Source organism: Parvibaculum sedimenti, assembly GCF_009184905.1.
Lineage (GTDB): Bacteria > Pseudomonadota > Alphaproteobacteria > Parvibaculales > Parvibaculaceae > Parvibaculum > Parvibaculum sedimenti.
On sequence record NZ_WESC01000005.1, the window covers coordinates 228,486 to 254,027 of the forward strand.

Annotated in this window: 21 protein-coding genes and 1 tRNA gene; 5 read left to right on the top strand and 17 right to left on the bottom strand. The window is 60.2% G+C overall.

All coding sequences use genetic code 11. The features are described 5' to 3' along the window. Positions 1-12: 12 nt before the first annotated feature. Complete coding sequence (locus tag F2P47_RS07390; protein ID WP_152215701.1) at positions 13-498, top strand: YajQ family cyclic di-GMP-binding protein; 486 nt, start codon at positions 13-15, stop codon at positions 496-498. A 5-nt stretch (positions 499-503) separates the two neighbouring features. Here F2P47_RS07390 and F2P47_RS07395 read toward each other — a convergent pair whose 3' ends face one another. From F2P47_RS07395 to F2P47_RS07450, 12 genes are all read right to left on the bottom strand, one after another. Then, a complete protein-coding gene (locus tag F2P47_RS07395) occupies positions 504-830 on the bottom strand; it encodes a hypothetical protein (RefSeq protein ID WP_152215702.1) in 327 nt (108 codons plus the stop codon). A gap of 140 nt (positions 831-970) precedes the next feature. Continuing rightward, entirely contained in the window at positions 971-1,786 is an 816-nt protein-coding gene (locus F2P47_RS07400) for a nucleotide-binding protein (protein WP_204886567.1), read from the bottom strand. 21 nt (positions 1,787-1,807) lie between these two features. Beyond that, positions 1,808-2,917 (bottom strand): flagellar biosynthesis protein FlhF, encoded by a 1,110-nt coding sequence (locus F2P47_RS07405; RefSeq protein WP_152215704.1) that lies wholly within the window; start codon positions 2,915-2,917, stop codon positions 1,808-1,810. A gap of 24 nt (positions 2,918-2,941) precedes the next feature. Then, positions 2,942-5,080, bottom strand: a complete 2,139-nt coding sequence (flhA, locus tag F2P47_RS07410; protein WP_152215705.1) for a flagellar biosynthesis protein FlhA — start codon at positions 5,078-5,080, stop codon at positions 2,942-2,944. A gap of 42 nt (positions 5,081-5,122) precedes the next feature. Next, entirely contained in the window at positions 5,123-6,496 is a 1,374-nt protein-coding gene (gene flbD, locus F2P47_RS07415) for a sigma-54-dependent transcriptional regulator FlbD (protein WP_152215706.1), read from the bottom strand. Positions 6,497-6,555: 59 nt separating this feature from the next. Beyond that, on the bottom strand, positions 6,556-6,909 hold the full coding sequence (fliN, locus tag F2P47_RS07420; RefSeq protein WP_152215707.1) for a flagellar motor switch protein FliN: 354 nt from the start codon (positions 6,907-6,909) through the stop codon (positions 6,556-6,558). 16 nt (positions 6,910-6,925) lie between these two features. Continuing rightward, complete coding sequence (locus tag F2P47_RS07425) at positions 6,926-7,606, bottom strand: FliH/SctL family protein (RefSeq protein WP_185681000.1); 681 nt, start codon at positions 7,604-7,606, stop codon at positions 6,926-6,928. A gap of 39 nt (positions 7,607-7,645) precedes the next feature. Then, positions 7,646-8,671 (bottom strand): flagellar motor switch protein FliG, encoded by a 1,026-nt coding sequence (gene fliG / locus F2P47_RS07430; protein WP_152215709.1) that lies wholly within the window; start codon positions 8,669-8,671, stop codon positions 7,646-7,648. 12 nt (positions 8,672-8,683) lie between these two features. Beyond that, positions 8,684-10,360, bottom strand: coding sequence for a flagellar basal-body MS-ring/collar protein FliF (gene fliF, locus F2P47_RS07435; RefSeq protein ID WP_152215710.1), 1,677 nt, complete (start codon positions 10,358-10,360; stop codon positions 8,684-8,686). 311 nt (positions 10,361-10,671) lie between these two features. Beyond that, complete coding sequence (gene sciP / locus F2P47_RS07440; RefSeq protein WP_152215711.1) at positions 10,672-10,947, bottom strand: CtrA inhibitor SciP; 276 nt, start codon at positions 10,945-10,947, stop codon at positions 10,672-10,674. 126 nt (positions 10,948-11,073) lie between these two features. Then, the gene (locus F2P47_RS07445; protein ID WP_152215712.1) at positions 11,074-11,754 is read right to left on the bottom strand and encodes a flagellar hook assembly protein FlgD; all 681 of its coding nucleotides are present in this window, start codon (positions 11,752-11,754) and stop codon (positions 11,074-11,076) included. An 18-nt stretch (positions 11,755-11,772) separates the two neighbouring features. Beyond that, a complete protein-coding gene (locus tag F2P47_RS07450) occupies positions 11,773-13,287 on the bottom strand; it encodes a flagellar hook-length control protein FliK (RefSeq protein WP_152215713.1) in 1,515 nt (504 codons plus the stop codon). A gap of 249 nt (positions 13,288-13,536) precedes the next feature. Here F2P47_RS07450 and mnmA point away from each other — a divergent pair, with 249 nt between their 5' ends. From mnmA to F2P47_RS07470, 4 genes are all read left to right on the top strand, one after another. Continuing rightward, positions 13,537-14,751, top strand: coding sequence for a tRNA 2-thiouridine(34) synthase MnmA (gene mnmA / locus F2P47_RS07455; protein ID WP_152215714.1), 1,215 nt, complete (start codon positions 13,537-13,539; stop codon positions 14,749-14,751). 129 nt (positions 14,752-14,880) lie between these two features. Further along, a complete protein-coding gene (locus tag F2P47_RS07460) occupies positions 14,881-15,567 on the top strand; it encodes a class I SAM-dependent methyltransferase (protein ID WP_152215715.1) in 687 nt (228 codons plus the stop codon). A 142-nt stretch (positions 15,568-15,709) separates the two neighbouring features. Beyond that, positions 15,710-15,786: transfer RNA gene (locus F2P47_RS07465), tRNA-Met, on the top strand. 235 nt (positions 15,787-16,021) lie between these two features. Beyond that, a complete protein-coding gene (locus tag F2P47_RS07470; RefSeq protein ID WP_246176785.1) occupies positions 16,022-16,981 on the top strand; it encodes a 5'-nucleotidase in 960 nt (319 codons plus the stop codon). Positions 16,982-17,068: 87 nt separating this feature from the next. Here F2P47_RS07470 and F2P47_RS07475 read toward each other — a convergent pair whose 3' ends face one another. The 5 genes from F2P47_RS07475 to F2P47_RS07495 form a co-directional block, all read right to left on the bottom strand. Beyond that, positions 17,069-17,608, bottom strand: a complete 540-nt coding sequence (locus tag F2P47_RS07475; RefSeq protein WP_185681001.1) for a YbjQ family protein — start codon at positions 17,606-17,608, stop codon at positions 17,069-17,071. 56 nt (positions 17,609-17,664) lie between these two features. Then, positions 17,665-18,849 carry a GIY-YIG nuclease family protein gene (locus F2P47_RS07480; protein ID WP_152215717.1) on the bottom strand — a complete coding sequence of 395 codons (1,185 nt, stop codon included), beginning with the start codon at positions 18,847-18,849 and terminating at the stop codon, positions 17,665-17,667. Then, on the bottom strand, positions 18,842-20,848 hold the full coding sequence (locus tag F2P47_RS07485) for a DEAD/DEAH box helicase (RefSeq protein WP_425500032.1): 2,007 nt from the start codon (positions 20,846-20,848) through the stop codon (positions 18,842-18,844). Before F2P47_RS07485 ends, F2P47_RS07480 begins: the two co-directional genes overlap by 8 nt. Before the next feature lie 80 nt (positions 20,849-20,928). Then, the gene (locus F2P47_RS07490; RefSeq protein WP_152215719.1) at positions 20,929-23,682 is read right to left on the bottom strand and encodes a class I SAM-dependent DNA methyltransferase; all 2,754 of its coding nucleotides are present in this window, start codon (positions 23,680-23,682) and stop codon (positions 20,929-20,931) included. 208 nt (positions 23,683-23,890) lie between these two features. Further along, positions 23,891-25,360 (bottom strand): hypothetical protein, encoded by a 1,470-nt coding sequence (locus tag F2P47_RS07495; RefSeq protein ID WP_152215720.1) that lies wholly within the window; start codon positions 25,358-25,360, stop codon positions 23,891-23,893. Positions 25,361-25,542 lie beyond the last annotated feature (182 nt).

Below are 25,542 nucleotides of genomic sequence, written 5' to 3' on the forward strand. Positions count from 1 at the left end.
GGGCGAACGCTCATGCCTTCCTTCGACATCGTTTCCAAGACTGATTTCCAGGAAATCGACAATGCGCTCCAGAACGTGATCCGCGAGATAGCGACGCGCTACGATTTCAAGGGGTCGCATTGCACCATCGAGCGCAAGGATCAGGAAATCACGATCAACGCCGACGACGAGTTGAAGCTGAAGCAGATGCACGAACTTCTGCAGGGGCATCTCTCGCGGCGCGGGGTCGAGGCCGGTATTCTTGACTACAAGGATCCGGAAAAGGCGGCGGGACAGAGCGTCCGCCAGAAGGTCGCCATCCGGGAAGGCATCGACAAGGACCTCGCCAAGCGCATCGTCAAGGATCTGAAGGGCTCGAACCTGAAGGTTCAGGTTGCCATTCAGGGCGATGAACTCCGCGTCACGGGCAAGAAGCGTGACGACCTTCAGGCTGCCATTCAGTTTGTGAAGGGGTTGCCCATCGAGCAGCCCCTCCAGTTCGAGAATTTCCGCGACTGATCGGGCTAGCTGCGCAGCACCAGGCGGCGCACCATATAGACAACACTGATCGCCACCAGGTAACCGAGAAGACGAATGCCGACGAGCTTCCAATAGGCAAGGTCGCCGAAATTCGGGAGCGGGCTCGCGTCATGCGCCAGCATGCGGCGAACGATATTGGCTCCTTCATGCACCAGTGTCGCGCCGATCGTCCAGCCGATGATCTGCTTGTAACGGCGCATCAGCCCCGCGGCCACCACCGCGATGATGATGCCCTGCATCGAATTCACCGTGTCGAAGCCCTGGGCCGCGAGCGCTACGGCCTGATTGAGATAGACGGAAAGCTGCTGCATTGGTCCCCACCTTTGCCGTGCAGGCATGCCCGTTTGCGGGGCGACTGCCAGTGAATGAAGCGCGGACAGGGTGACCCAAAAGGGCACAGTGGTCTAGCTTAATCGCACTGCAATATTAGTTCGTGTGCGTTGCAAAAACTTCACGCGCCGCGGCGCAACGCCTCCTTCGGGGCCGGCTGCGGTATGGAGAAGAGAAGATCCCGGGCCAGCTTGCGCACGGCCTCGCTCGCTTTCGCCTGAGGGTGGCGGAAGAGGATCGGCGTCTGGTGGCGAATGGCGTCGCGCACCATGTCGTCGCGCGGGACGAACCCGGCAAAGGGTGGATTGATCCCGAGGAAGTTGCGGCAGGCGTTCGTCAGTGCCGCATGTGTCCGCCAGGCGTGTTCGCGGTCGTTCGCCATGTTGACGACGACGCGGATGTCGGCGTGTGGGTCTTGCTGCGACAGAAGCTTGATGAAGGCGTAGGCGTCGGTGAGCGAGGTCGGCTCGTCGGTGACGACGACGAGCGTCGTGCTGCCTGGCATGCAGAGAGACAGTACCGACTGGTCGAGACCTGCCGCGAGATCGGTGATGATATGGGCGTAGCGCGCCGACAGCGCGGCGAGCGCGCGGGCCATGCCGGCGATCTCGGATTTGCTGAGCGCGCTCAAGACACCGGAGCCTGACTTGCCGGCGAGGACGTCGAACTTGACGCCGCCCGCGTCACCCGAGACAGAGGGAATCTCATAGCTCGTGATTGCTTCGTCGAACCGGGCACGACCCGCTATCACCGACCCGAGATCGAGCTGTGGAGAGAGACCAAGCTGAACATCGACATTGGCGAGACCCAGATCGCCGTCGAAGAGCAGCACATTTCGTCCAAGCCCGGCGAGAGCTTCCGCGAGTGTCACGGAAAGCCATGTCTTGCCGACACCTCCCTTGCCGGAGGCGATCTGAATCATGCGTGGGCTGGCCATAGGGTCCATCCTGACTGCTCGCTATACAGCGGCAAGCGATTGAGTTTCGGCGCGCGTTTCATGCGTGCCGAGAATGAGGCGTGCGCAGACCAGCGGACTCATGCTGGCGAGGCCGCGCGCGAGATAGGGCGTAACGCTCAGCTGCGCCAGCGCGAGACCGGCGCTGTCGGCGGTCGCGAGCACGGCGCCGAGGCGGCGCGAGATATCGAGTTGCGTGGCGATCAGCCGCGTGACGCCGAGCTTCGCGAATTCATTCGCGACCTCTCCGGAGACGAGCGCATCGCCTGCGGCAGAAAGAACAAGCATCGGCTCGACATTGGCCGCAAGCCGCGCGCCTTCCGAAAGGCGCTTCAGCGTGGCGAAGTCGTTGCGGTCGAAAGGATTGATGCTTGTCGTGTCGATGAAGCAGGGTGTGCCTTCAACGCGCTCGTCGAGAAGAATCGACAACGTGTCGAGATTGGCCGCAGGGCGCACGGAAAGCTCAAGGAGCTTCCCATAGGCGTCCGATTGTGCGGCGGCCCCGGCGCGCGCCGTGTCTGTGGTGATGAGGTCGACGCTGGTGCCGCTGATGAGCGCATTCGCGGCGAGCTTTGCCATGGTGACGGTCTTGCCCGATCCCGGAAGTCCGACCAGCATGATCGGCGATTTGGGCCGCGTCGGAACTGGCTCGAAGGCGAAGCGCGTTTCGAGCGCACGGGCGAGTGCCGCCAGCGCATCGTCGCTGTCGAGCGCTTTGGCGGCGGCGACCAGCGCATCGCGCAGGGAGGCGGGCACAGCCTGAGCGTCGAGGGCCGAGGCGACCAGCGCTTCATCGAAAGGAATGCCGGAATGGATCGGCGCGGTGCGCGCGTACGGCTCGCTTGTCGGGTGTTCGACGGGAGAGAGTTTGGGGGCCTCGCGAAGCCGGTCGCGCAGCATCTGTTCAAGCGAGGCTTCGACGTCCGGAAGCGTCGTTGCCTGTTCGGCACCTGCCGCCTTGGCCGCCATGCGGCTTTCGACAGCCGCCGTGACCTCCATGCGGCCCGCATCGTTCAGATAGCTTGAAACGATGATCGCGTCCTGTCCAAGTTCCCGGCGCACCTCGTCGATGGCTTCTGCCATGTCTGCCGCGATGAAGGTTCTCAGACGCACGATCTATACCCCGACTTGAACGCTCTAGACCGAGCCCACCGTGCGCAGCTTGATGCGCGGATGGATTTCGTTTTGCGACATGACGAAGGTCTGGGGGCGGAAGCGTTCGATGATCGAGCGAACATAGGGTCTGACGCCGGGGCTCGTCAAAAGCACGGGCATTTCGCCAGCGCGGCCGGCTTCCTCGAACATTTCGCGGACGGTGGCGATGAATTCCTGAAGCTTCGACGGCTGCATGGCGAGCTGCTTTTCGTCGCCCTGACCGACCAGAGACTCCGCGAATGACTGTTCCCAGCGAGGCGAGAGTGTGAGAAGCGGCAGTGTGCTGTTGCCGTCGAGATGCGAGGCGCAGATCTGGCGGGCAAGGCGCGCGCGCACATGCTCGGTGATGAGGTTGAGGCTCTGCGTGTGGCCGACCGCTTCCGCAATGCCTTCCATGATCGTCGGCAGGTCGCGGATCGAGATGCGCTCGTTGAGCAGCGTCTGCAACACCCGCTGGATGCCGGTGACGGTGATCTGCGCTGGCACGATGTCGTCGACGAGCTTCTTGTGTTCCTTGCCGAGTTCGTCGATGAGCTTCTGCACCTCCGCATAGGAGAGCAGATCGGCCATGTTGTCGCGAATGATCTCGGTGAGATGCGTGGTGAGAACCGTCGGTGCATCGACGACAGTGTAGCCACGGAAGGAGGCTTCCTCGCGCAGGTTCTCGTCGATCCAGGTTGCGGGCAGGCCGAAGGCCGGTTCCGTCGTATGGAGCCCGGGCAGGTCGATGCGGCCACCATGCGGATCCATGACGAGGAGCTGGTTCGCATAGACGTCGCCGTGACCGGCTTCCACTTCCTTGACGCGGATCGAATAGGAGTTCGCTTCGAGCTGCACATTGTCGAGGATACGCACGGAGGGCATGACGAAACCCATATCCGTCGCGAGCTGGCGGCGCAATGCCTTGATCTGGTCGGTAAGCTTCTGATGGTCCTTGCCGTTGATGAGCGGCAGAAGCGCATAGCCGATTTCGAGGCGGAGTTCATCCATCTTGAGCGCCGTGCCGATGGGCTCTTCGGCGACGGGTGCGGCTGCACTTTCGGCAACTTCGGCTTCCACAATCTCGGCGGCCTTGGTCTTGCGCGCCTTCGTAACGTAATAGGCGAGGCTGCCAGTGCTGCCCGCAAGGATCAGGAAGGGGAGGGTGGGAAGACCGGGAAGAAGCGCCATCGCACCCATGACGACCGATGACATGCCGAGCGCCTGCGGATAGCCCGACAGCTGATCGAAAAGTGCCTGGTCGGCCGCGCCTTCGACACCCGCCTTGGAAACGAGAAGACCGGCCGCCGTCGAAACGATCAGCGCCGGAATCTGGCTGACGAGACCATCGCCGACGGTCAGGATCGTGTAGGTCTGCGCGGCGTCGGCGAAGCTGAGGCCGTTCTGCGCGACGCCGACGATGATGCCGCCGACGACATTGATGAAGGTGATGAGCAGGCCGGCAACGGCGTCACCGCGCACGAATTTGGAGGCACCGTCCATCGCACCGAAAAAGGCGCTCTCATTTTCGAGATCGGTGCGGCGCTTGCGCGCGACCTTTTCGTCGATGAGGCCGGCGGAAAGATCGGCGTCGATCGCCATCTGCTTGCCGGGCATGGCGTCGAGGGTGAAACGCGCCGCGACTTCCGCGATGCGGCCCGAACCCTTGGTGATGACGACGAAGTTCACGATCACCAGGATCGCGAAGACGATCACACCGATGACGAAATTGCCCTGCATCACGAAATGGCCGAAGGCCTGGATAACCTTGCCGGCGGCATCCGTGCCACCATGCCCCTGAGAAAGGATGAGGCGCGTCGAGGCGAGGTTGAGCGCAAGGCGCAACATCGTCGTGATGAGAAGAACCGTCGGGAAGGCGCTGAATTCAAGCGGCTTCTGGATGAAGAGTGCCGTCATCAGCACCAGCACCGAAAAGGTGATCGAGATGGCGAGCGAGAAGTCGAGCAGGAAGGCGGGCATCGGCAGGATGAGAACGACGATGATCGTCATCACGCCGGCAGCGAGCGCGAGGTCGCCACGCTTGGCAAGATTGCCGAGTACGCCCCCGGGGGTGAGGCCAGGGAAGCCGAAGCCGCTCAGCGGCCCGCCCGTCTTGCCGTTAGCCACGCTCGCATCGCTCATTGCAGATCACCCCAGGGCTCTTGCCGCAGTCGTTTCTTGTAATCAGCCGAAGCTGACGCGCGCCTCGCCGCCCGGAACGGGAACGGCAATGCCGGATTCGCTGTATTCCTTCAGCTTGTTGCGAAGCGTCCGGATCGAAATGCCGAGGATGTTCGCAGCGTGCGTGCGGTTGCCGAGGCAATGGCCGAGGGTCTGGAGGATAAGATCCTGTTCCACTTCGGCGACGGTGCGGCCGATAAAGGCGCGGCTTGCCGCGTCGGCGGCGATGGCGGCCTTCTGCGCGACGCCGAGAGCAGGTGCGGTTTCGTCCAGACGCGAGCCATCGGGGAGGCGGATCGCCTCGACGTCGATTTCGGGGCCGGTGGCGAGCAGGGTCGCGCGATGCATCGTGTTTTCGAGTTCGCGGACATTGCCCGTCCAGCCATGACGGGTGAGGAAACGGCGCGCCTCCGCGGAAATCGGCTTCGTCGGCACGCCATTTGCCTTGGCGTAGCGTTCGGCGAAATGTTCGGCCAGCGCGAGAATGTCGGCCGGACGCTCGCGCAGTGGCGGCAGCTTCAGATTGACGACATTGAGACGGTAGAAAAGGTCTTCACGGAAGCGGCCTGCGCGCGCGTCGCCCTGCAGGTCGCGGTTCGAGGTCGCGATGATGCGGATATTGACCTTGACTGGCGCCTTGCCGCCGACGCGATCGATCTCGCGCTCCTGAATGGCGCGGAGCAGCTTGGCCTGGAGGCGGAGGTCCATTTCGCTGATTTCGTCGAGCAGCAGCGTGCCGCCATCGGCTTCCTCGAACTTGCCGATACGCCGAGCGACGGCGCCTGTAAAGGCGCCTTTCTCATGGCCAAAGAGCTCGGATTCGAGAAGGTTTTCCGGGATGGCAGCGCAGTTGACGGAGATGAAGGGCTTGTCACGGCGGAGCGAGCGGCGGTGCAGATAGCGCGCCATCACTTCCTTGCCGGTGCCGGATTCGCCGGTGATGAGGATGCTGGCGTCCGACGGCGCGACCTGATCGGCGAGACGGATCATGTCTCCCATCTTCGGATCCTTGAAGATGAGGGCGTGACCGTCATCGGCGACGGCGGCAAGCACGGCGGCGATGAGTTCGGCGTCGGGGGGCAGCGGGATATATTCTTTCGCGCCCGCGCGGATCGCGTTGACGGCGGCGCGCGCATCGGTGTCGACGCCGCAGGCGACGACGGGAATGCAGATATGCTCGTTCTGAAGCTGGACGATCAGGTCCGCAATGTCGCAGCCGACATCGACCATCATCAGGTCCGCGCCACGGCCGGAGCGAAGCGTATCGAGCGCCTGCGCGGTCGTTTCGGTATGCGTGACCTTGGCACCCTTCGCCATCGCCATCTTGGTGGCGGTGGAAAGCTGGCCGTTCAGTGTTCCGACGATCAGAAGGCGCATCTGCGGCACTCCTCTTCTTTCTTATTCTCTAACGCGAATTGAATTCAGTGCGGCGCGGATCAGTTCGCGGCGCCCTTCACGATTTCAGTCATGGTGACGCCTAGCCGGTCGTCGACGACGACGACTTCGCCGCGCGCAACGAGCCGGTCGTTGACATAGATGTCGATCGCTTCGCCGACCTTGCGGTCGAGCTCCACAATGGTGCCGCGGCCGAGCTTCAGCAGGTTCGAGACTTCCATGTGCGTCTTGCCGAGCACGGCGGAGACGTTCACAGGAACGTCGAAGACGGCTTCGAGGTCATGCGCCATGCGCACATGATCGCCATCTTCTTCGCCCGCGGCTTCGAGCTCTGCGGAAAGCGGCTCGGCGCTTGCGAGGTCCGGCAGCGCGATTTCGTCGTCCTGGTCAGCCATTTTGAGTTCCTAGCCCTCAGAAATTCGTGTGACGCGTCTCGGCCATGGCGAGACTGTTGTCGGTCGCGCGAGGCCCGGTCAGGCTCTCCGCGTAGCGGGTGATGATTTCGGCAATTTCGGCTTCGATGTCGGCGTACGAACGCACGACGCCGCCATCCGCCCATTCGACGACGCAATCGCCTTCGGCGATACCGCTTTGTCCGAGCAGGATGATGCGGCCCGAAAGCCCGCGTTCGAGCGCCATGTGGTCGACCGTTTCTTTCAGGCGATCGACCAGTGTGTCGGCGACGCGAAGAACGATATGGGGTTCGCGGTTGAGATGCGTCAGGCAATCGCGCAGCACGGCTTCGATCTCGGCCTGGGGTCGGGCGGCGATGAGCGCCGGGGCGAGCTTGCGGGCGGCGGTGAAGGCAAGCGCCGCGGCGTCGGCTCGAGAGCTTGCGGTCCCGGCTTGAAGGGCGTTGAGGAGGCTCGCGGCATTGGCCGCAAAATTCTGCATGGCCGCGCCAATCTCGTGATCCGCGCGGGCTGCCGCTTCCGCCTGACCGGCGACGAAGCCCGAGGCATAACCCTCGGCGCGCGCACGCTCAACGTCCGCCGCCGTGTAGGCAGGCGAAGCCGGCTGAACGCGCGGCACCGACACCGTTTCATCGGTATCGAAGCGCGTGTCGAAGGTGAATTTTACTGCCTGCTTCATAACCATCTGCATTTATAGAAAGGGGTGCCGCCTTCGGTCTTAGTAGATCAGCTCGTCTTCTTCCTTGTTCTCGGAGATCAGGATTTCGCCCTTCTGTGCGAGGTCCTTGGCGATGTTCACCATCGTCATCTGCGCGTCGTCCACATCCTTGAGACGCACGGGGCCCATGAGCTCCATGTCCTCGCGGAGAATTTTGCCGGCGCGCTCCGACATGTTGGCGAAAAAGAGATCGCGCAGCGCATCGGACGAACCCTTGAGCGCGACGCCGAGCTTGTTCTTGTCGACAGCGCGAAGCAGTGTCTGCACGGAGCCCGGGTCGAGCTTGCCGAGGTCCTCGAAAGTGAACATCAGCGCCTTGATCTTCTCCGCCGAGTCGCGGCTGCGCTCTTCCAGCGCGGCGAGGAAGCGGCCTTCGGTCTGGCGGTCGAAATTGTTGAAGATTTCCGCCATCAGTTCATGCGCATCGCGACGGTTGGTTCGCGACAGGTTCGACATGAATTCGGACCGCAGCGTCTGCTCGACCTTGTCGAGAATGTCCTTCTGCACCGCTTCCATGCGGAGCATGCGTGTCACGACCTCAAGCGCGAAGTCTTCCGGCAGGTGCACAAGAACGCGGGCGGCGTGTTCGGCCTTCACCTTGGAGAGGACCACGGCGACGGTCTGCGGATATTCATTCTTGAGGTAGCTCGCGAGCACCTGCTCGTTCACATTGCCGAGCTTTTCCCACATGGTGCGACCGGCGGGGCCGCGGATTTCATCCATGACCGAATTGACGCGGTCCTCGGGGAGGAACTTCGCGAGCAGGCGTTCTGTCGATTCATAGGAGCCGATCAGCGCGCCGGTGCCGGACATCTTGGAGGCGAATTCGACCAGCAGCTTTTCGACCGTTCCGGCCTGGACGGTGCCGAGCGTCGACATGATCTGGGACATTTCCCTGATCTCGTCGTCGTCGAACATTTCCCAGAGCGATGCGGCGTCATCCGCGCCGAGCGCGAGCATGAAGATCGCCGCCTTCTGCGGGCCGGTCATGGCCTTGTCGTCTTGCTTTTTCGGTGCGGTTGCCACGGACGTCGTTCCTTACGCGGTTTCGTGCAGCCAGCTGCGGAGAATGGAGATGGATTCGTCAGGATGGTCGGTGACGAGTTCGCCGATCTTCTTGACGGAAGAGTGCTTCACTTTTCCGGCGACTTGCGCGATGTCGATCATCGCGTCGCTGCCAAGGTTTTCGTGCGAGGCGCCATCCATCAATGCGCGAGAGATATCGTCGCCTGAAAGTGTACCCTCCGGCGCAGGCAGGGCGGCTATGCCGCCGCCGGCGGCGCTCATGCCAAGCGCGGGAACTGCGACATGACCGGCATTCGACGCAAGGCTGCCAAGCATCGGACGGATGACGAAGAACATGGCGACCAGGGCGAGGACGGCGAGGACGCTGAGTTCGCCGATGCGCATGTAGTCTGCCTTGGTCAGGCCGAAGAGAGGTTCGGCAGTTGGCGCCACAGGCTCGACGGCGACCGGCTCGGCGAACTGGAGGTTAACCACGTCGACGCGGTCGCCGCGCGCTTCGTCGAAGCCGATGGCCGACTTCACCAGCGCCTGGATCTTGGCGATTTCCTGCTCGGAACGCGGCGTATAAATCTCTTTGCCGTCTGCGCCCTTGGCATAGGCGCCATCGACCAGCACGGCGACGGAGACGCGCTTCAAGCGGCCGGGCTCGAGCGTTTCGGTCTTTGTTGTGCGCGAAATCTCGTAGTTGACCGTTTCCTCGTTGCGGTTCGAGGTCTGCTGCGAGCTGGTGCCCTGATCCTGCGTGCCGGCAAGATTGGCGTTGGGCAGATTGTTGCCAACCGAAACCGACTGAGCCTGCTTGCCGTCGGTGTTGTTCGAGGTGTCGGCGACGGTCTGCGTCGAGCGCACGACCTGACCGTTCGGATCGAACGAGTCCGAGGTCTGGGTCACGCGGTTGTAATCCATCTGTGCAGTCACTTCGACGCGGGCCTTGTCCTGCCCGACGACGCGCTGAATGATGTCCTCGACATGTGTGCGAAGCCGGTTCTCATAGGCAGCGCGCTGCTCTTCCACGGTCGCGGTGATCATCGACTGGCCGTCATCGCCCATGCCGCTCGCGAGCAGGGTGCCGCGCTCGTCGACGATCGACACATGGCCAGGGGTGAGACCTTCAACGGCGGAAGCGACGAGCTGCTGGATCGCCTTGACCTGCGGAACCGCCAGTGTGCCCCTCACCTTGAGCACGATGGAGGCGGAAGGCGAGCGCTTGTCGCGCGAGAAGAGTTCGCGCTCCGGCATGACGAGGTGGACGCGCACGCCCTCAATGCCGTCGATCGAGCGGATGGTGCGCGAAAGCTCGCCTTCGAGCGCGCGCAGGTGATTGATGTTCTGGAGGAAGTTCGTCGTGCCGAGCGCATCGGCATTGTCGAAGATTTCGTAGCCGACCGTGCCGCCAGAGGGCAGGCCCTTTGCGGCGAGCGCCATGCGGAGCTTCAGAACCTGGCTTTCAGGTACATAGATCGTGTTGCCGTCGCCGCGAAGCTCATAAGGAACTTTCTGCGCGTCGAGCGCGGCGCCGATCTTGCCGGCATCCTCCTGCGCGACGTCGGAGTAAAGCAGTGCCATCGGTTCGGTCGACATGCGCAGGCCGATATAGGCGAAGAAGCCGAGCAATGTGAGGGCTACGGCGCCAAGCGTCACCAGCCGCACCATACCCAGCGATTTCAATAGATTCGAGAATCCGCCCACGTCCCACCTCGAGTGTCACCGCTCCGAAGCGCCCGCCCGTTCCTCGGACATGCGTCGATGCAAGACACCAGGTTTTCGGCAAATTCTTTGCCCCCCGGAAATCCGCGCCCAATTGCCCTTGCGGATCCCCGACCCCGTGCCGGTAGGTAAAAATTACCGCCCATAAGCTAAACAGATGCTTAACGCGCCCGGCAAAAATTGCCGGTCGGGACCCATTGGGGGAGGAAAGGGGAGAACAAAATGGAAAATGCCGGCGAAGGAAGCCTTCGCCGGCGCGTTCGAAGAGCGACTATGCAGGCTTGCCCGCTGGGCTACTGCCTGTATTGCTGGACGCGCGTAGCGCGCAGGCCGGCAAGGCCATGGCGCTCGATGGAGCGCTGCCAGCTGAGAAATTCCTCGACGGTCAGTGTGTAGCGTCGGCAGGCGTCGTCCAGGCTGATCAACCCCCCGCGGACGGCGGCAACGACTTCCGCCTTGCGGCGAATGACCCAGCGCTTGGTGTCCGGTGGCGGTAAATCAGCCACGGTGAGCGGGCTTCCGTCCGGCCCGATCACGTAGTTGATCTTGTGCGTATACTGCTCGCTCATCGAACAGGTTCTCCGTGCTCGTTACTGAAACGCACCCTATCGAAACCCGTTTAAGAAACGCCTAAGTCGCCCGGTAAAATTGGACAAAAATCAAAGGCTTAGGTGTTCCGTTGTGGGATTCCGGGCTCAAGATCCGTTCAATACGGCGGTAATGTTGCCGTAGTCGATCTGGGCGCCGTTGACGGTCACTTTCGGGGCACCGTTGCTGAAGTCGACGGCGGATACGGTTCCGGTAATGGAGGTCGAGGAGGAGACTGCTGCGCCGGTCGCATCGGCCGCCGTGAGGTTGATGTAATAGGTGCCGTCCGGCTGTGTCGTGCCGGAGCTGTCCTTGCCATCCCAACTGAAGGAGTTATTGCCCGCCGTCCCCGCGGTCGTGGTCGAGTAGACCGTCGTGCCCGTGGAATTGACGATGCTGACATTGACGGTCGAGGCGTCGCTGGCGAGGTTGTAACCCCAATTGGCCGAACCGTTGGCGAGCGCCGCGCCGGTGCCGGTGGCGGAAACCTGCTTACCGAGAAGGTTGACGGCAAAGGTCGCGTTCTGGTTGCCGACTGTCGAGATCAGGGTTTCGAGGTTCTTGTTGGCCTGAATCTGCTGCTCGACGCTCGAATATTGCACGAGCTGCGTCGTGAACTCCGACGACTTCATCGGATCGGTTGGATCTTGGTTCTTGAGCTGCGTGGTCAGCAGCGTCAGGAACATGTTGTAGTTGCTCGACAGGGCCGAGGAGGCTGCATCCGCCTTGCTCGTGGTGGTGGTCGCGGCGGCTGCGGCCTGCGAGGCGGCGATGGATTCGACGCTCATGGTTTGCTTCCTTCCCCGTCAGACGCGGATGTCGACGCCGCCGGAGGCGGAGAGGTTGAGGTTGTAGATCTGGGTGCTGCTTGCAGCGGTCTCTTCGATGGGCGCGATTTCCGAACCTCCGCCGCTCCCGCCGCCATTGCCGGCGGAGCCTTGCGCGCCGCCGCCCGTGCTCTGGTCGCGCAGCGAGAAGCTCAGACTGTCCGAATTGGCCTGAAGACCGGCGTCCGTCAGCGCCTGTTGAAGGGCGCGCTGGTCGCGCTGGAGCAGATCGAGGGTCTGTGCGCTCTCGACGGTGAGATGCGCGGCGACATGCCCGTCGCGCTGGACTTCCATGCGCACATCGATGCGGCCCAGCTCCGGCGGATCGAGGCGAATGTCGAAGCGGTTGATGCCCTTCTGCACATTGCGCGCGATCTGAAGTGCAATTGCCATTGAGGGCACGATGCTGGGAGTGGTCTGGCCGGGCAGTGTGCCGATGCGGATTGTGGTGTTGTTGGCATTGCTCTGCTGCGACGTACCTGCGTTTTGAAGGTCGGAGAGTTGCGCGGCGAGCGTTCCGCTGGTCGCGGTGACTGGTTGGGTGCCCGCGTCGTCGGCTGCGCCGCCCGCGTTTCCGGCAAGGGTTGTGGCGGTCTCGACCGCGGCGACGGCCTGCGGATTGGCCGTCTGGGGCGTGGCGGTCTGGGCCGTTTGCGAGGCGGCGTCGCGCTCTGACGATTTTTCGGCCATGGATGCGGCGGCCTGATGGCCGAGCCCTTCAATCTTGGGTTTGATGGCCAGTCCTGCATCGCCGCCGGTTGTGCTCGCATCCCCGTCGGCAGTTGTTGCTGTGTCGCCCGATGCGGATTGCTCTGCCGCGGCGGCGGCAAGCGCCGCATCTTCCGGCGCGATGGGCTGGGGGACGGGCGTTGCGGGCGATGAGGCCGGGGCAATCTGGACCGGCGTGGAGGTCGCCGTTGTCGGTGTCTGCTGCAGGGGCACGGGCTGCGGCGCGAGAAGCGCGGCGAGGGTCGTGTCGCCGGACTGATCGGGCGCCTTGTCCTTTGCGGCCTTGTCGTCATGCGATTTTGCCGTCTTGCCGGCGTCGCCGGCGACAGTGGCCTGGGCATCGACAAGGCCCGCTTCGGCTCCTGCGCCGGGGGTTTCGGCGTCCGAGGTCGCAGGTGCCGCATCCGTTGATTGGGCGGTGGAGGTGGCATTTGCGTCTGCAGCGGTCGTGTCGCCGGTTGTCGGCTCCATGCCGGTCTGAGCGGTCTGAGCGGTCTGGTCGGCGGTGGGCGTCGCGCTTGCGTCCTGCCCGCTATTGGAGGCGGACGAGCCGCTCTGCGTGCTTGTCTGGGAGTTGTCGGCGCTGTTGGTGTCGCGCTGGCGCTGATCGTCGCGCCGGTCCGCAGCGCGCGACGCCGGGGTATCTGTGGCATCGAGATGCTGCTCGAAGGCACCAGAATTGTCGTTCGTACGCGAGGCCGCAGGTATCAGCGTGGCCGGATCGACCTGTGCGATACGAAGATTGATGGCAGACGGCAGACCCATGGCGCCTCGCTTGAAAATATTTTTGCTCCGCGCCTCTGGTAGCAAGGGGTGGGCCACAATAAATATCGTTTGAAATCAGATGGTTGGGTGATCCTGCGGCCCCGCGCCGGTGGCTCGTTTATGCCGCTTCGGCAGTTTTTGCCGGGGCGGGCGGGGGGCGCGGCGTGCTTGCCCTTCTGAGCTGTGTCCCTATGATGCGGCCTCTTTGCCGGTGCCTGCGACCAGGGCACCTTCGCGGTAAGACGAAACATGCGTAAGCCCTTCGACGAAGCGACTGGCCTGAACAGCCTCGATCTCCCGGGACGGCCCGAGGAGACGCGGGTGGTCGTCGCCATGTCGGGCGGCGTAGACTCGTCGGTCACGGCTGCGCTCCTCAAGGAGCAGGGCTACGACGTCGTCGGCATCACGCTTCAGCTCTACGATCATGGCGAGGCGGTGAAGCGCAAGGGTGCCTGCTGCGCCGGTCAGGACATTCACGATGCGCGCCGCGTGGCGGAGCTCATCGGCATTCCGCATTACGTGCTCGACTATGAAGAGCGTTTCCGCCGTTCGGTGATGGACGACTTCGCCTCTTCCTATGCGGCGGGCGAGACACCCATTCCCTGCGTGCGTTGCAACGAGCGCGTGAAGTTCCGCGACATGCTCGACACGGCCCGCGATCTGGGCGCGGCAGCGCTCGCCACCGGACATTACATTGCGAGCCGTCAGGGCCCTAACGGACGCGAACTCCATCGCCCCAGCGACCTCGATCGCGACCAGAGCTATTTCCTCTTCACGACGACGCGCGACCAGCTCGACTTCCTGCGCTTTCCGCTGGGCGACCTGACGAAGCCCGAAACCCGCGCGCTGGCGGAGCGCATGTCGCTGCCCGTCGCGCAGAAGCCGGACAGTCAGGACATCTGCTTTGTCCCTTCGGGACGCTACACGACCATTATCGAGCGATTGAAGCCGGGCGCGGGAGAAGAGGGCGACATCGTCGATCTCGAGGGCCGCGTTCTCGGTCACCACAAGGGCATCATCAACTACACGATCGGCCAGCGGCGTGGCCTCGGCCTCGGCGCGAGCGAGCCGGAGGCGCAGCCGCTTTTCGTGGTGAAGCTGGATCCCGCGCGGCGGCAGGTCGTTGTCGGCCCGAAATCGGCGCTGGAGACGAAGCGCCTGATTCTGCGCGAGGTGAACTGGCTCGGCGATGGCGCCTTCGAGGCGCTCCCGGCGGAAGGCGTCGACGTTATGGTGCGGGTGCGCTCCAGCGGCGGCACCGTGCCCGCGCGGTTGCGTTTGCTGGAAAAGGGTGCCGAAGTTGTCTTTGCCGAGGGGCAGGACGGCGTCGCGCCGGGTCAGGCTTGCGTCTTTTACGATTCCGTCGAGGAAAGCCGGGTTCTGGGCGGTGGCTTCATCGCCGAGGCGTTGCGGCCGAATGCCTTGGCTGGGGAGGCGGATGCCCGCGTCATGGCGGCGCAGTGAGCCGGGAATGCCTGTCTTTCAGGGGCCGTCGACCGCAATTCGGCCCCATTCGAGCGGAATAAAAGTCTTGCGACACAGAGCTTTGCGACCCCAAATTAGGGGTTACGAACAGAAGGTGGGGATTACAAGTTGAACGGCATTGCCCGCATCGACGAACAGTCGGTCCTGAAAGCCTATGCGCGCTGGGCGCCGGTTTACGATTGGTCATTTGGCGCCGTCGCCGATTTCGGACGCAAGCGCGCCATCGATTCCATCAATCAACGTGAAGGCAAGCTACTCGAGGTGGGCGTCGGCACCGGCGCTGCTCTGCCGAACTATGCTCCGCATCTCACCATCACGGGCATCGACCTCTCGCCCGACATGCTGCGCAAGGCCCGCAACCGCGTTCGTCAGCGCAAGCTGAAGAACATTGAAGCCCTTTACGAGATGGATGCGTCGGAACTGCGCTTCGACGACGAATCCTTCGATACGGTCGTGGCCATGTATGTGATGACGGTCGTGCCCGACCCTGTGAAGGTGCTGGCGGAGCTCGAGCGCGTCTGCAAGCCGGGCGGCGAGGTCGTCATCGTCAATCATTTCGCCCAGGATCACGGGCTTCGCGGCATGGTTGAGCGTTGGATGACACCGGCGGCCCGCGCTCTAGGCTGGCACCCCGATTTCCGCATTGAGACCATCACACATATGACCAAGCTCGATCTCATCGAGACGCGGTTGCTGCAGCCAATGGGCCTTTTCACCATGCTGCGCTTCAGGAAGCCGGCCGAAGGTGAGAAGACCTGCGCGACGACGGGCGAAGGCGCCTGCTGCTGCGGCTGAAACCGGCCTTTTTGCCAATGTTTTTGCAATGCGGCTGGCGGCTGGCTTGACAGGCTTTCCGCTGGCCCCTTATATCCGGGTCTCTTTCGAGGCGGGCCCCACGGGCCCTTGCCCCGCCGGCCCCGCAAGGGCCGATCCTTGGGGCGGAGTAGCTCAGCTGGCTAGAGCAGCGGAATCATAATCCGCGTGTCGGGGGTTCGAGTCCCTCCTCCGCTACCACCTTTCTCAACACCCCTATAAATCAAAGGCTTGGAGAGTTCCTTCGGTACGGGTTCGGGTGAAAATGTACCACTCGGATGGCTCACAAGCCAAGAGCGGGGTTATCTGCTAGCAATCTCTACAAGTCGGACAGTGATGGCTGTGAACCGAATCTTGCTTGTAGTTTCAGGTCCGCATGAATCACCGGCGATTTTGACCCGAGAGGGTCGCTAGACCCTCATCCGGACGATGTCCAATGACCGAACAGATGCTTGACGGCGCTCAGACCAACTTACTCGAAAGGCCTCGCCCTCTGACGATCGGGATTTCCACTCGAGCGTTATTCGACCTAGAGGAAGAGCACCGAGTTTTTGAAGAGCAAGGTGTGGAAGCGTACTCGAAGCTTCAGCGTGAGCGAGAGAATGCTCTCCTCGCCAAAGGTACGGCATTTGACGTCGTTGAGCGGTTGCTTGCGTTGAATCCGTCCGGTAGCACGAGCTTGGTGGAAGTGATTCTGCTTTCTCGCAATTCTCCCGATCTATCGCTTCGCGCGTTCAACTCGGTCAAAGAATACGGACTGCGTATCGAACGCGGCAGCTTCACAAGCGGACGTCCTGTGGCCCCCTTCGTCGGTGCATGGAATATTGATCTATTCCTTTCAAACGATGAGGGTGACGTTCAGACGGCGGCTCGTGCAGGAACAGCGGCCGCAAAGCTAGGGTCTCCCCCCGAGGAGCGATTGCAGATACCAGAAGATGAGGTGCGCTTTGCGTTGGACGGAGACGCCGTTGTTTTCGATGCAGAATCGGACCGCATCTTTGCGGAGCAAGGTTTGGAAGCCTTCTTTGAGCATGAGACAAAGAACGCCCAGGTCCCCCTAAACCGGGGACCCTTTGGAAATTTCTTGCATAAGCTGGCCAATCTTCGCGCTCAAGTCGCGCGAGGAGACGGCACAAGCAGAGTTCGTATCGCGATCGTCACCGCGCGCAATGCTCCAGCACACGCGAGGGTGGTCTATACGTTGCGAGCTTGGGGGACGCCGGCTGACGAGGCACATTTCGTTGGCAGAAATGAGAAGGCACCGATATTGCGCGCTCTGGGAGCTCACATATTTTTCGACGACCAGCAAAAGCATGTTTTGGGAGCGTCCGGGGTTGTGCCCGCCGGACTTGTCCCCGGTCCTCACGATCCACACAAACCCATCATACCGGCGTAACGACTTGTGTGATTTAGAAAGTGCCGCCGATTATCTCAATTGGCAGTGCAACAATTAGCCCATCAAATAGCCCAGAAGCGCTGTAGTTCATTCGATAACAACAGCTGTTCCGCTAACCGCTAGCATCAACATCGCCGTGTTCTTCCCATTCAATTGGCTGTAGCTAAATTGTGTGCCGACTATGGCATTGGCGCCCCTTAGAGCCGCCTCCCGTTTCAGATCGGTCAGACACGATTGTCGCATTAGTCTTAGTTCGCCCTGTATGCCTTCGGCGCGCCCGCCAATGAGGTCGTTAACACCAGCTGAAAGAATTCCAAGTAGGCCGATCCCAGAAACACACTCGGCGCCAACGATATCGATGCGCTTGACAATCCTAAGATCTGGAAAAGCCGACTCTGTGGTCACAAGAATTGAGCTAGCGACCCTTGCCAGGACGGCCTCTGTCAGTGTCGACCCATCGCCTGTCGAGTGATACAGAGCGAGTTCCTGAGCGATACGCTCATCTTTGTCCAAAAAAATCGTTTGATCGCTGATTTGAAACTTATAACCGCAACCGCATGCCTGATGGGTTTGATCTATGGCGACCACTGAATAACAATTCGGACACTCGAGTTCGACTTTACTCATCTCTCTTTCGCTCCCGGGAGGCTGCATCAAACTACCTAAACTCGGAATCGGACGGACTAACTCTCCTCTCGTTTCAACGATGCGGCCTTCGGGTCGTAGATGTAATTGCCGATCGTCCCGTCCTTAATTCGTTTTACGGCCTCGTCGATGACGAAGAGCGGCACAAGAAACCACTCTCGTGGGACCACCGGATTGCCAAAACGGTCTTTGATCTCGATGTCGAGGCGCGCGGGGTCGAAAATGCGATGGATGATATTTTCCAGCTTGATCCGGTTGATATTGAAGAGCTCATAGGTTGCGATCACTTCGACGTCGGCCATGAGAAAGGTCGGCTGCAGGCGCGCGCCGGCTATGCGCTGCTCGACGCTCATATTGGTGACGCCGATTTTGTGAACGAGATCGCGATTCTGAGCGACGAGCGGGTGATCGGACTTGCTGCGCAAGACATAGATCGTTCCGCTGGCCTGATCGTCTTCGCCACGCTCGCCAGAAAAGAGTGGACCCGCAACAGGGTCAGTAATCCGTCGCCCGGCTTCATCCTTATTGAGTGCTCGCTGGAGCGAGCGCATCAGCATGTTGCTTTCGGTTCCGTTGTCGAAGATCACGCGCAACCGAGCATCCGACCGGCCTTGGTCGTTCGTAAACACCTCGCCCATGTCGGAAACATAGGCCTTCTGACCACCAACAATGAACCAGCTTCCCGGCCTAATCTCTGCCTTGAGCTCGAACGGCCTTGTTTCACGAACGCCGGTCTCGAGTTCTTTCTGCAGCTGCGCAAATAGCGGCTTGAAGCGGTCAAAGTCCTCGCATCTGTCGCGGTTGGCGACTTCTTCAGCGGCGCGCTTCTCTACACTTCTCCGGACATGACGAAGCTCAGTTAGATCGCCAGCGACTCCCGCCCCCTCTAGCTCCGCAAGAAGCTCGTCGTCGCCCATTTCCTCAGCTGTGGAGGTCACGGAACTTTCGGTCCCCGTCAGAAGTCCCTGATGATCTAATGGCGCGAGAATTGATCGGCATTCCTCCAGCGCGCGTATTCGGTCGAGACGCACCGCATAGAGCCGTTCGAAAATGTCTCGATCCTCGCCATGCTGAGGAATTCGCCCATGTTCCTCGACAAAACGCTGGATATCTTCAAAGCCCGCGATGATGCGCTCCTCCCGCGGCGAGCGTCCGCCTTTCTTCTCTGGCTGAGCAAACTCGTCCAATTCCTCGCGCAGCTCGTCGAGGTCGAGATCACTCATAGCGTCCCTCATCTTTAAAGCGCACAAAGGCGGCCGCTCCTTCGGCCATCCGCTTTTCCCAGGCATCCGTCGAGCTTATGGAGGGGAGGCGGCCCCGTTCTTTCTTGAACTTGACGGCGCGGATGGCAAGGTCCTTGGCTTCCTCCGGCGTCAGTTTGGTTCGCTTGGCGGCAATTGCCGCCGCGACTTGCTTCAGGCTGTCCTCGCTCATGGTCTTTGCGAGGATTGCATAGGCTTCGCCAAAGGGGTTTATGCGGTCGATCAGATCGATGTCCAGTTCGCGCATGTCTAACGCAAACTTGCGCACACCGTCGATCAACGCCGTGTTGACGCCCGGTTCATTATCGACGCCTCTGCCACCACCTGTATCAGTGCTTCCATCGTCACCCAGCAGAAGCTGCTTGGCTTTCTGGGTCAGGTTGAGAGCGGCAATGGCGTGCTGTCGCACGGCTTCCTGGTCCTCGTCATCAAGATCAGGATATTTCTCCTTGATGATCTTGCCCATCCGGAGCTGCGTCAGTTCCTCCGGAACGAGTTCTTCGTCGAATAGGCCTCGTTCAATGGCTGTCTTGTCCTGGACGAAGGTGGCAATCACCTCGTTCAGGTCTTCCTGACAGATGCGGGTTGCTTCCTTGCTTTTGGGTTCGACCAACCCCTTGATCTCGATCTGGAAGTGTCCGGTCGCCTCATTGAAGCCGACATTGCACTGGTTCGGATCGTAGCCGCCTTCGCCATAGTTATAGCCCAGCGCCGGTCCGTTGTCGGGATTCTTAGGTTTGAACTCGAAGCGAGGCGCGAGTACCTGCTCCATGAGAAGGCTCGCCGCAATGGCTTTCAGCGTATCGTTGACGGCCTCCGCGACGGCCTGTTCCGAGGCATCCGGCTCCGCGATGAGGTTCGTGAAGCGCGCGCGCGTCTTCCCCGGCGCATCGCGCGTTGCGCGGCCGATAATCTGCACGATCTCGGTCAGGCTTGACCGGTATCCGACAGTCAGCGCGTGCTCGCACCAAATCCAGTCGAACCCTTCCTTCGCCATGCCGAGCGCGATGATGATGTCCACATAGTCGCGGTTGTTCTTCTGTGCGGGGTCTTTCAAGGCGAGCGAGACTCGATCCCGTTTGGCGGGATCGTCGTCGACCAGATCGGCAATCCGCAGAACGCGACCTTCCGGCGTCTTAACTAGCTGAAATCCGGTCGCGGGGTCCGATCCCTGCCATTCCCCAAGCGCGCTTATGATGTGCTCGACTTCCTTGATCTTGTCCTTCGTGCTCTCGCGCGAATTGACGTTGGGAATGTGAACGATGGTTTTCTCGTCGGGATCGAGCACATTCAGGATACTGTCAGCGTAAGAGCCCGAATAGAAGAAATAGCCGATGTCGAGCTGCTTCAGATATTCATAGCCGTTGAGCTGTTCGTAGTAGGTGTAGGTAACGGTATCGAACTTCGCTTCGTCATGCGGCGCCAGAACGGCCTCTGCATCACCCCGAAAATATGAGCCGGTCATAGCCACGATATGCACGCGGTCGCGCGCAATGAATTGACCGAGATGTAGACCAAGCTTGTTATCCGGATTGGCGGAGACATGGTGAAACTCGTCAACCGCGATCAGACGGTCGTCGAAAGCCTCCACGCCGAACTGGTCGACGGCGAACCGGAAGGTAGCGTGGGTGCAGACTAGAACCTCGTCGTCGCTCCGCAGAAAGGCCTCGACTGATTTGACCTTACCTCCGTTGTCGGAGCCTGGCGCGTTGCAGAGATTCCATTTCGGTTCGACATGCCAGTCCGTCCAGAAGCCATATTTGCTCAGCGGCTCGTCGTTGAAACTCGCGCCGATCGACTTTTCCGGAACCACGATGATCGCTTGCTTGATGCCTTGATTTTGCAGCTTGTCGAGCGCGATGAACATCAGCGCGCGGCTCTTGCCGGAGGCCGGCGGCGACTTGATGAGCAGATATTGTTCGCCGCGCTTCTCATAGGCGCGCTCCTGCATGGGACGCATGCCCAAGGCATTGGACTTGGTTGATGAGCCATTGCGAGCATAGGAAACGGAGACAGAGGGTACGGATATCTTCTTTTCGGTCACGCGCCTCTTCCCTTCCTCTTCTTTACGGCAGAGCCCTGTCCGCCCGTCATCTTAGTGTAGAGCTCAAATAACTTTTCCAGCCGTTCGGTATCGTTCCTAAAGCGCCGGCCGATATAGATGCGCTCCAGAATCTCGTCGTTATGCTCGTGCGCCTCGCGTAAATCGGCTGGCATGTCATCGGGATCATAGAGATCAGCAATGGTGGCCGGAAAGTGCGTTTCTCGCGCCAATAAGATTTGCTCCGCACAGTGCGTAAGGTCAGCCCTGTTCTTATCGGTGAGCACTGGAATAGGAAATGTGTTGTAAACGAGAGTATTTGAATATCTAGGGTCGGACTTTAGTCGTCCTGCGACCGCTTTGACCCAACTCATGTGCAGCTTTGATGAAAGAATACTCAGAATATAATTTTCGGGGTCGTAGATGACTTGAATGGCGTCCGTAACGATAGCCGGAGGCAGCAGTACCCCAATTGGAAGGTATTCTCGTCGCTCAGTCGTTGTTCGGGGAACGACAAGCATCGATCTCTTTGCTTCGTGCACGTACCTAAATCTGTAAGGAATGTGTATGAGACTCATCGCGACTTCACCGGCATCGCGTCGATATTCTTGAACACGATCGAAGCGCTTTTTGAACTCAGGAATTTTCGAAGCGATCTGCAACTGGTCTTTTCGCACCCAAATGCAATATCGCGGCGTTCCGCGAACGAAGTCTTCCGCGCCGTACATTGGACGAATGAACTGCCTGCACTCGGGATGTGCCGTCAGAAGGTGCTCCATTTCGGATTTGTGTAAAATGAGATTTCCGCCCTCGATTGCCTGATTGCCGGAGACAAGTTCCGGCCTGCCGTCGATAGACGACGGCAATTTTTGTACAATCACGTTTTTATTGTTCGTTAGGTACGGAGATATGTTAGCCACTTGAGTCGCTGTATCCGCGTCATAGATGAACTTTCGAGCACCTGCGGATCGTGTGAGTCCGACGATGACGCAATGTACGGCCGCATTGTGTGTGGCGTTGTTTTGCCATTTGAATGTTCGATGAGCGAAAAAGAGCTCGGCCTGATCGACAACAACTCCCCAAAAAAGCGGTATTGATTGCCCTTGGCAAAGAGAGTTTGTCGCGACAAAGGCCGCGAAAGAATTCACATCCTTCCCGTACTGAACGGCCTTCCAAATCCACCCGCACACATAATCCAAGCTATTAACGCCGGGAAAGTTGAGCATTGCCTGATGCAAATCTTCCTTTTGCGATTTCGACTGCTCGCGTGCCCCAGTAAAGGGGGGATTTCCACAAATATATGTCTCGCCGCCTTCGTTCTCGAAGTCGATCTGCGTTTGGTCGAGCGGCGTATGAAGTAAATCGTCTGAATGATATTTTACACCCTTTCCGGTGGGCGGACAGATGCTAAGCCAATCAAGACGGAGCGCGTTGCCGCATGTAATCCAGTTCTCGGCATCGAGGGGAAGAAACTCGGCTAGTGCTAGCTTCTGCCCGCGATAGAGCACATCGCATTGATATTCCGCGATGATGAGAGCAAGGCGAGCGATCTCCGCGGGGAAGTCGCGAAGTTCTATGCCCCGAAAATTTGTGAGCGGAATATCACTCTTGCGTCCATCCTCGCTACGACGTCTGTTGATCTCAGCCTCGATCGCACGCATCTCCTTATAGGAGATGACAAGGAAATTTCCGCTGCCGCAGGCCGGGTCGAACACTCTGATCTTTGACATACGCTTGCGTAGATTGAGCAACATACGTGGGTTGTCGCCCGCGGCGTCGAGTTGCGCGCGCAGATCATCGAGAAAAAGCGGGTTCAGCACCTTCAGGATGTTCGGCACGGAGGTGTAGTGCATGCCGAGTGCACCGCGCTCTTCGTCGTCGGCAACTGCCTGGATCATGGAGCCGAAGATATCCGGGTTGATCTTGGTCCAATCCAGGCTGCCGATGTGGAGCAGGTAGGAGCGCGCAATTCGGCTGAAGCGCGGTACATCAAGACTGCCGGAGAACAATCCACCGTTCACATAGGGGAAGGCATCAGCCCACGGCCGGAAATTCCCGGCCTTCCGGTCGTCGATCTTCGTGTTCATGGCGCGGAAGATCTCGCCGATCACCTCATGGGTGTTTGATGAGTCCCGCGCGCTCATCTGTTCGATCGTGGCCGTAAATAGGCTGGTGCCGTTGAAGATGTCCGTGTCTTCGGCGAAGAAGCAGAAGATCAGCCGCGCCATGAAATGGTTCATGTCCGGCCGGCGCTCGGCCGTGCCCCAGTCCGGATTGTCCTTCAGAAGTTCGACGTAGAGCCGGTTAAGGCGGCTCGTGGCGCGAATGTCGAAGGCGTTTTCGCTGATCTGTCTGACGGTCGAGATGCCGGCGAGCGGCAGAAAGAAACCGAAATGATCCGGAAAATCTTTGAACGCGCAGGCGACCGTGTCGCCGCTTGCAAGATCCTCGGCCTCGAAGGTATCCCCATCCGTCGCCAGAATGAACTTGGCCTTGAACCTGCCCGTCGCCGGACTGGCCTTGAGCGCGGCGAGGATCTTCCCGACCTCGCCGGCGGCGGCGATCGCAATGTGGATATTGTTCGTCTGAAGGACGCCGCCGAGATCTGACTTGTTGGTCTCGCCCTTGCACAGGCGCTTGATCGTCGCTTCCTTGTTCCCGAAGGCCTCCAGGAAGGCATATGGGAATTTCTCGGCGTCGAACGGCTGTTCGGCGAGCGCTGAGACGGCTTCTTCGATTTCGACTGTGTTCATAGCTTATGGACTGATCTGGGACTCGGACGAATGACGTCGATTCGGATGGGGGAGTGCTCATTATCTTATAGACCGCGTTTGGAGGGGAAAGTGCCTCAAAACGGCTGTATCTTGCCCGCCGCCAGAGTGATTGGCGGGTATTCAAGCGGTCCCCGCCGTCACTGTGGCACTATTGGAACAGGGGTAACGCCTCCCCAGCGGCTGATCTCTAGACTGGGGTTGCCAATCTGGTCTTGAGGCAGCCTTCGAACCAGAGCGCTGCCGCCTCGCCCTCTTTGAGCGCGATCTGGCTAACGCTGCGGCTGTGACGGATGCCGTTGCGCAGTTCGGCCAGCTGTCCGAATTTGATGGCCATACCCTCTTTGGAGCCAAAGCTTTCGTTGAACAGCGGCCATAGCGTTTTGGCCTGGATGAGGTCCTGTAGCTCTCTCAGGTCGAAATATTCGAGCTTTCTCGAAAGGCGCGAGAAGTCGTCGTCGCCAGAAGACGCCTGGCGTCGAGCGGCCTTCTGAATGCGCTCTTCGACCTTATCGGCGACGTAGTGCGGGATCGCCGAAGCATCCCCAGCCAGCTCCTCGTCGATGCACTTTCTTAGCGCGAGTTCGATCTTCTCGATGCGTGCATCGAGATCCCTGAGATTCAGGGGAAGGTCGAGGCGTTCTTTGATGAGTAGATCCTCGATGGCCGAAAGGATGGTGGAGCGCCGTTCGGCGATAAAGTCATCAAAATCGCCTGGTCCAAAATTGGGTCGAATGAGGATGTCGACGGCATGTGCGGAAATCAGGTGCGATTCCAGAATGGCAAGGACGTGCTCCCGACCGTTGTCTGTCATTAGCTCGGGAAGGTACTGGTTCGGCAGACGATCACCGATGACGTGTCGGTTGGTCTCCGCAATCAGTGGCGCCCTGTTGAGAATGGTGTTGATGCGGGAACCGCCAAGATGTTCCCGACCCCAGGAAGCGGGAACGATATGATGATCGTCGAGCTTTTCTGCGGAGGGGATTTCTCCGTTGATCCAGTCTTTCGCGCCCTTGATGGCGAGAAGGTTGAATATTCCATTGTAAATAGAGGTTCCGCTCTTGGTCTCGTTGGCGAAGTCGATGTCGCGAAAGCGGCGTTCGAACTCGGATACCGCACCGGGAATCGCTTCGTCATCATCGAACCATGCCTTGAGATCGAGGAAGTCTCGCGCGCTGGTCGACTCGACAGAGCCGGAATACCGGCTAGTGAAGACGCTTGCCCAATACCATTTGCGCAGCTTGCGCTGAGCGCCGAGGCGTCTTTCGGCCGGCAACGCTTTCACAAGCGCGCGGATTGCTGCGAAGGCAGGCAGCATGGATACGTAGGGAAGAAAGCGGGAGGCTGTGACGCCGTAGGTCTGGACCTGCCGGAGCTGACCTATGGCCTCTTCCATGTTCTGTACAGCGTCTTCCCATAGTTTCCTGAATGCCTCGCCGTCCTTGACCAATACGACCTGACTCTTGCTCCCATCCGCTTCGCGGATGGTCTTTGGCTCTCCCGGCAGAAGGTAATAGAGATAGTTCGGCGAGCAGTAGCTCTGCTGCAGGATCGACATAACCTGCAACACATAGACATTCATCTTTTCTGTCTCAACGAAAGCGAGGCGCTGCGAGGCGCCGCGCCACATCAGCTTCAGTTGAATATCTTTCGGCTTCAACAGCGCATTGAGCAGGTCAAAGATGTCCAGCTGAATGCCGCGGCTGTTAATCTGGGTGAAGATATCGCAGACCTTGCTGACCTTGACGTGCCACTGAGATTTTCGTCCAGAAGGATTTAGAGTCCGGCCCTATGGAAGGGAGACGGACGATGAAGAGGCAGCGTTTTACGGAAGAGCAGATC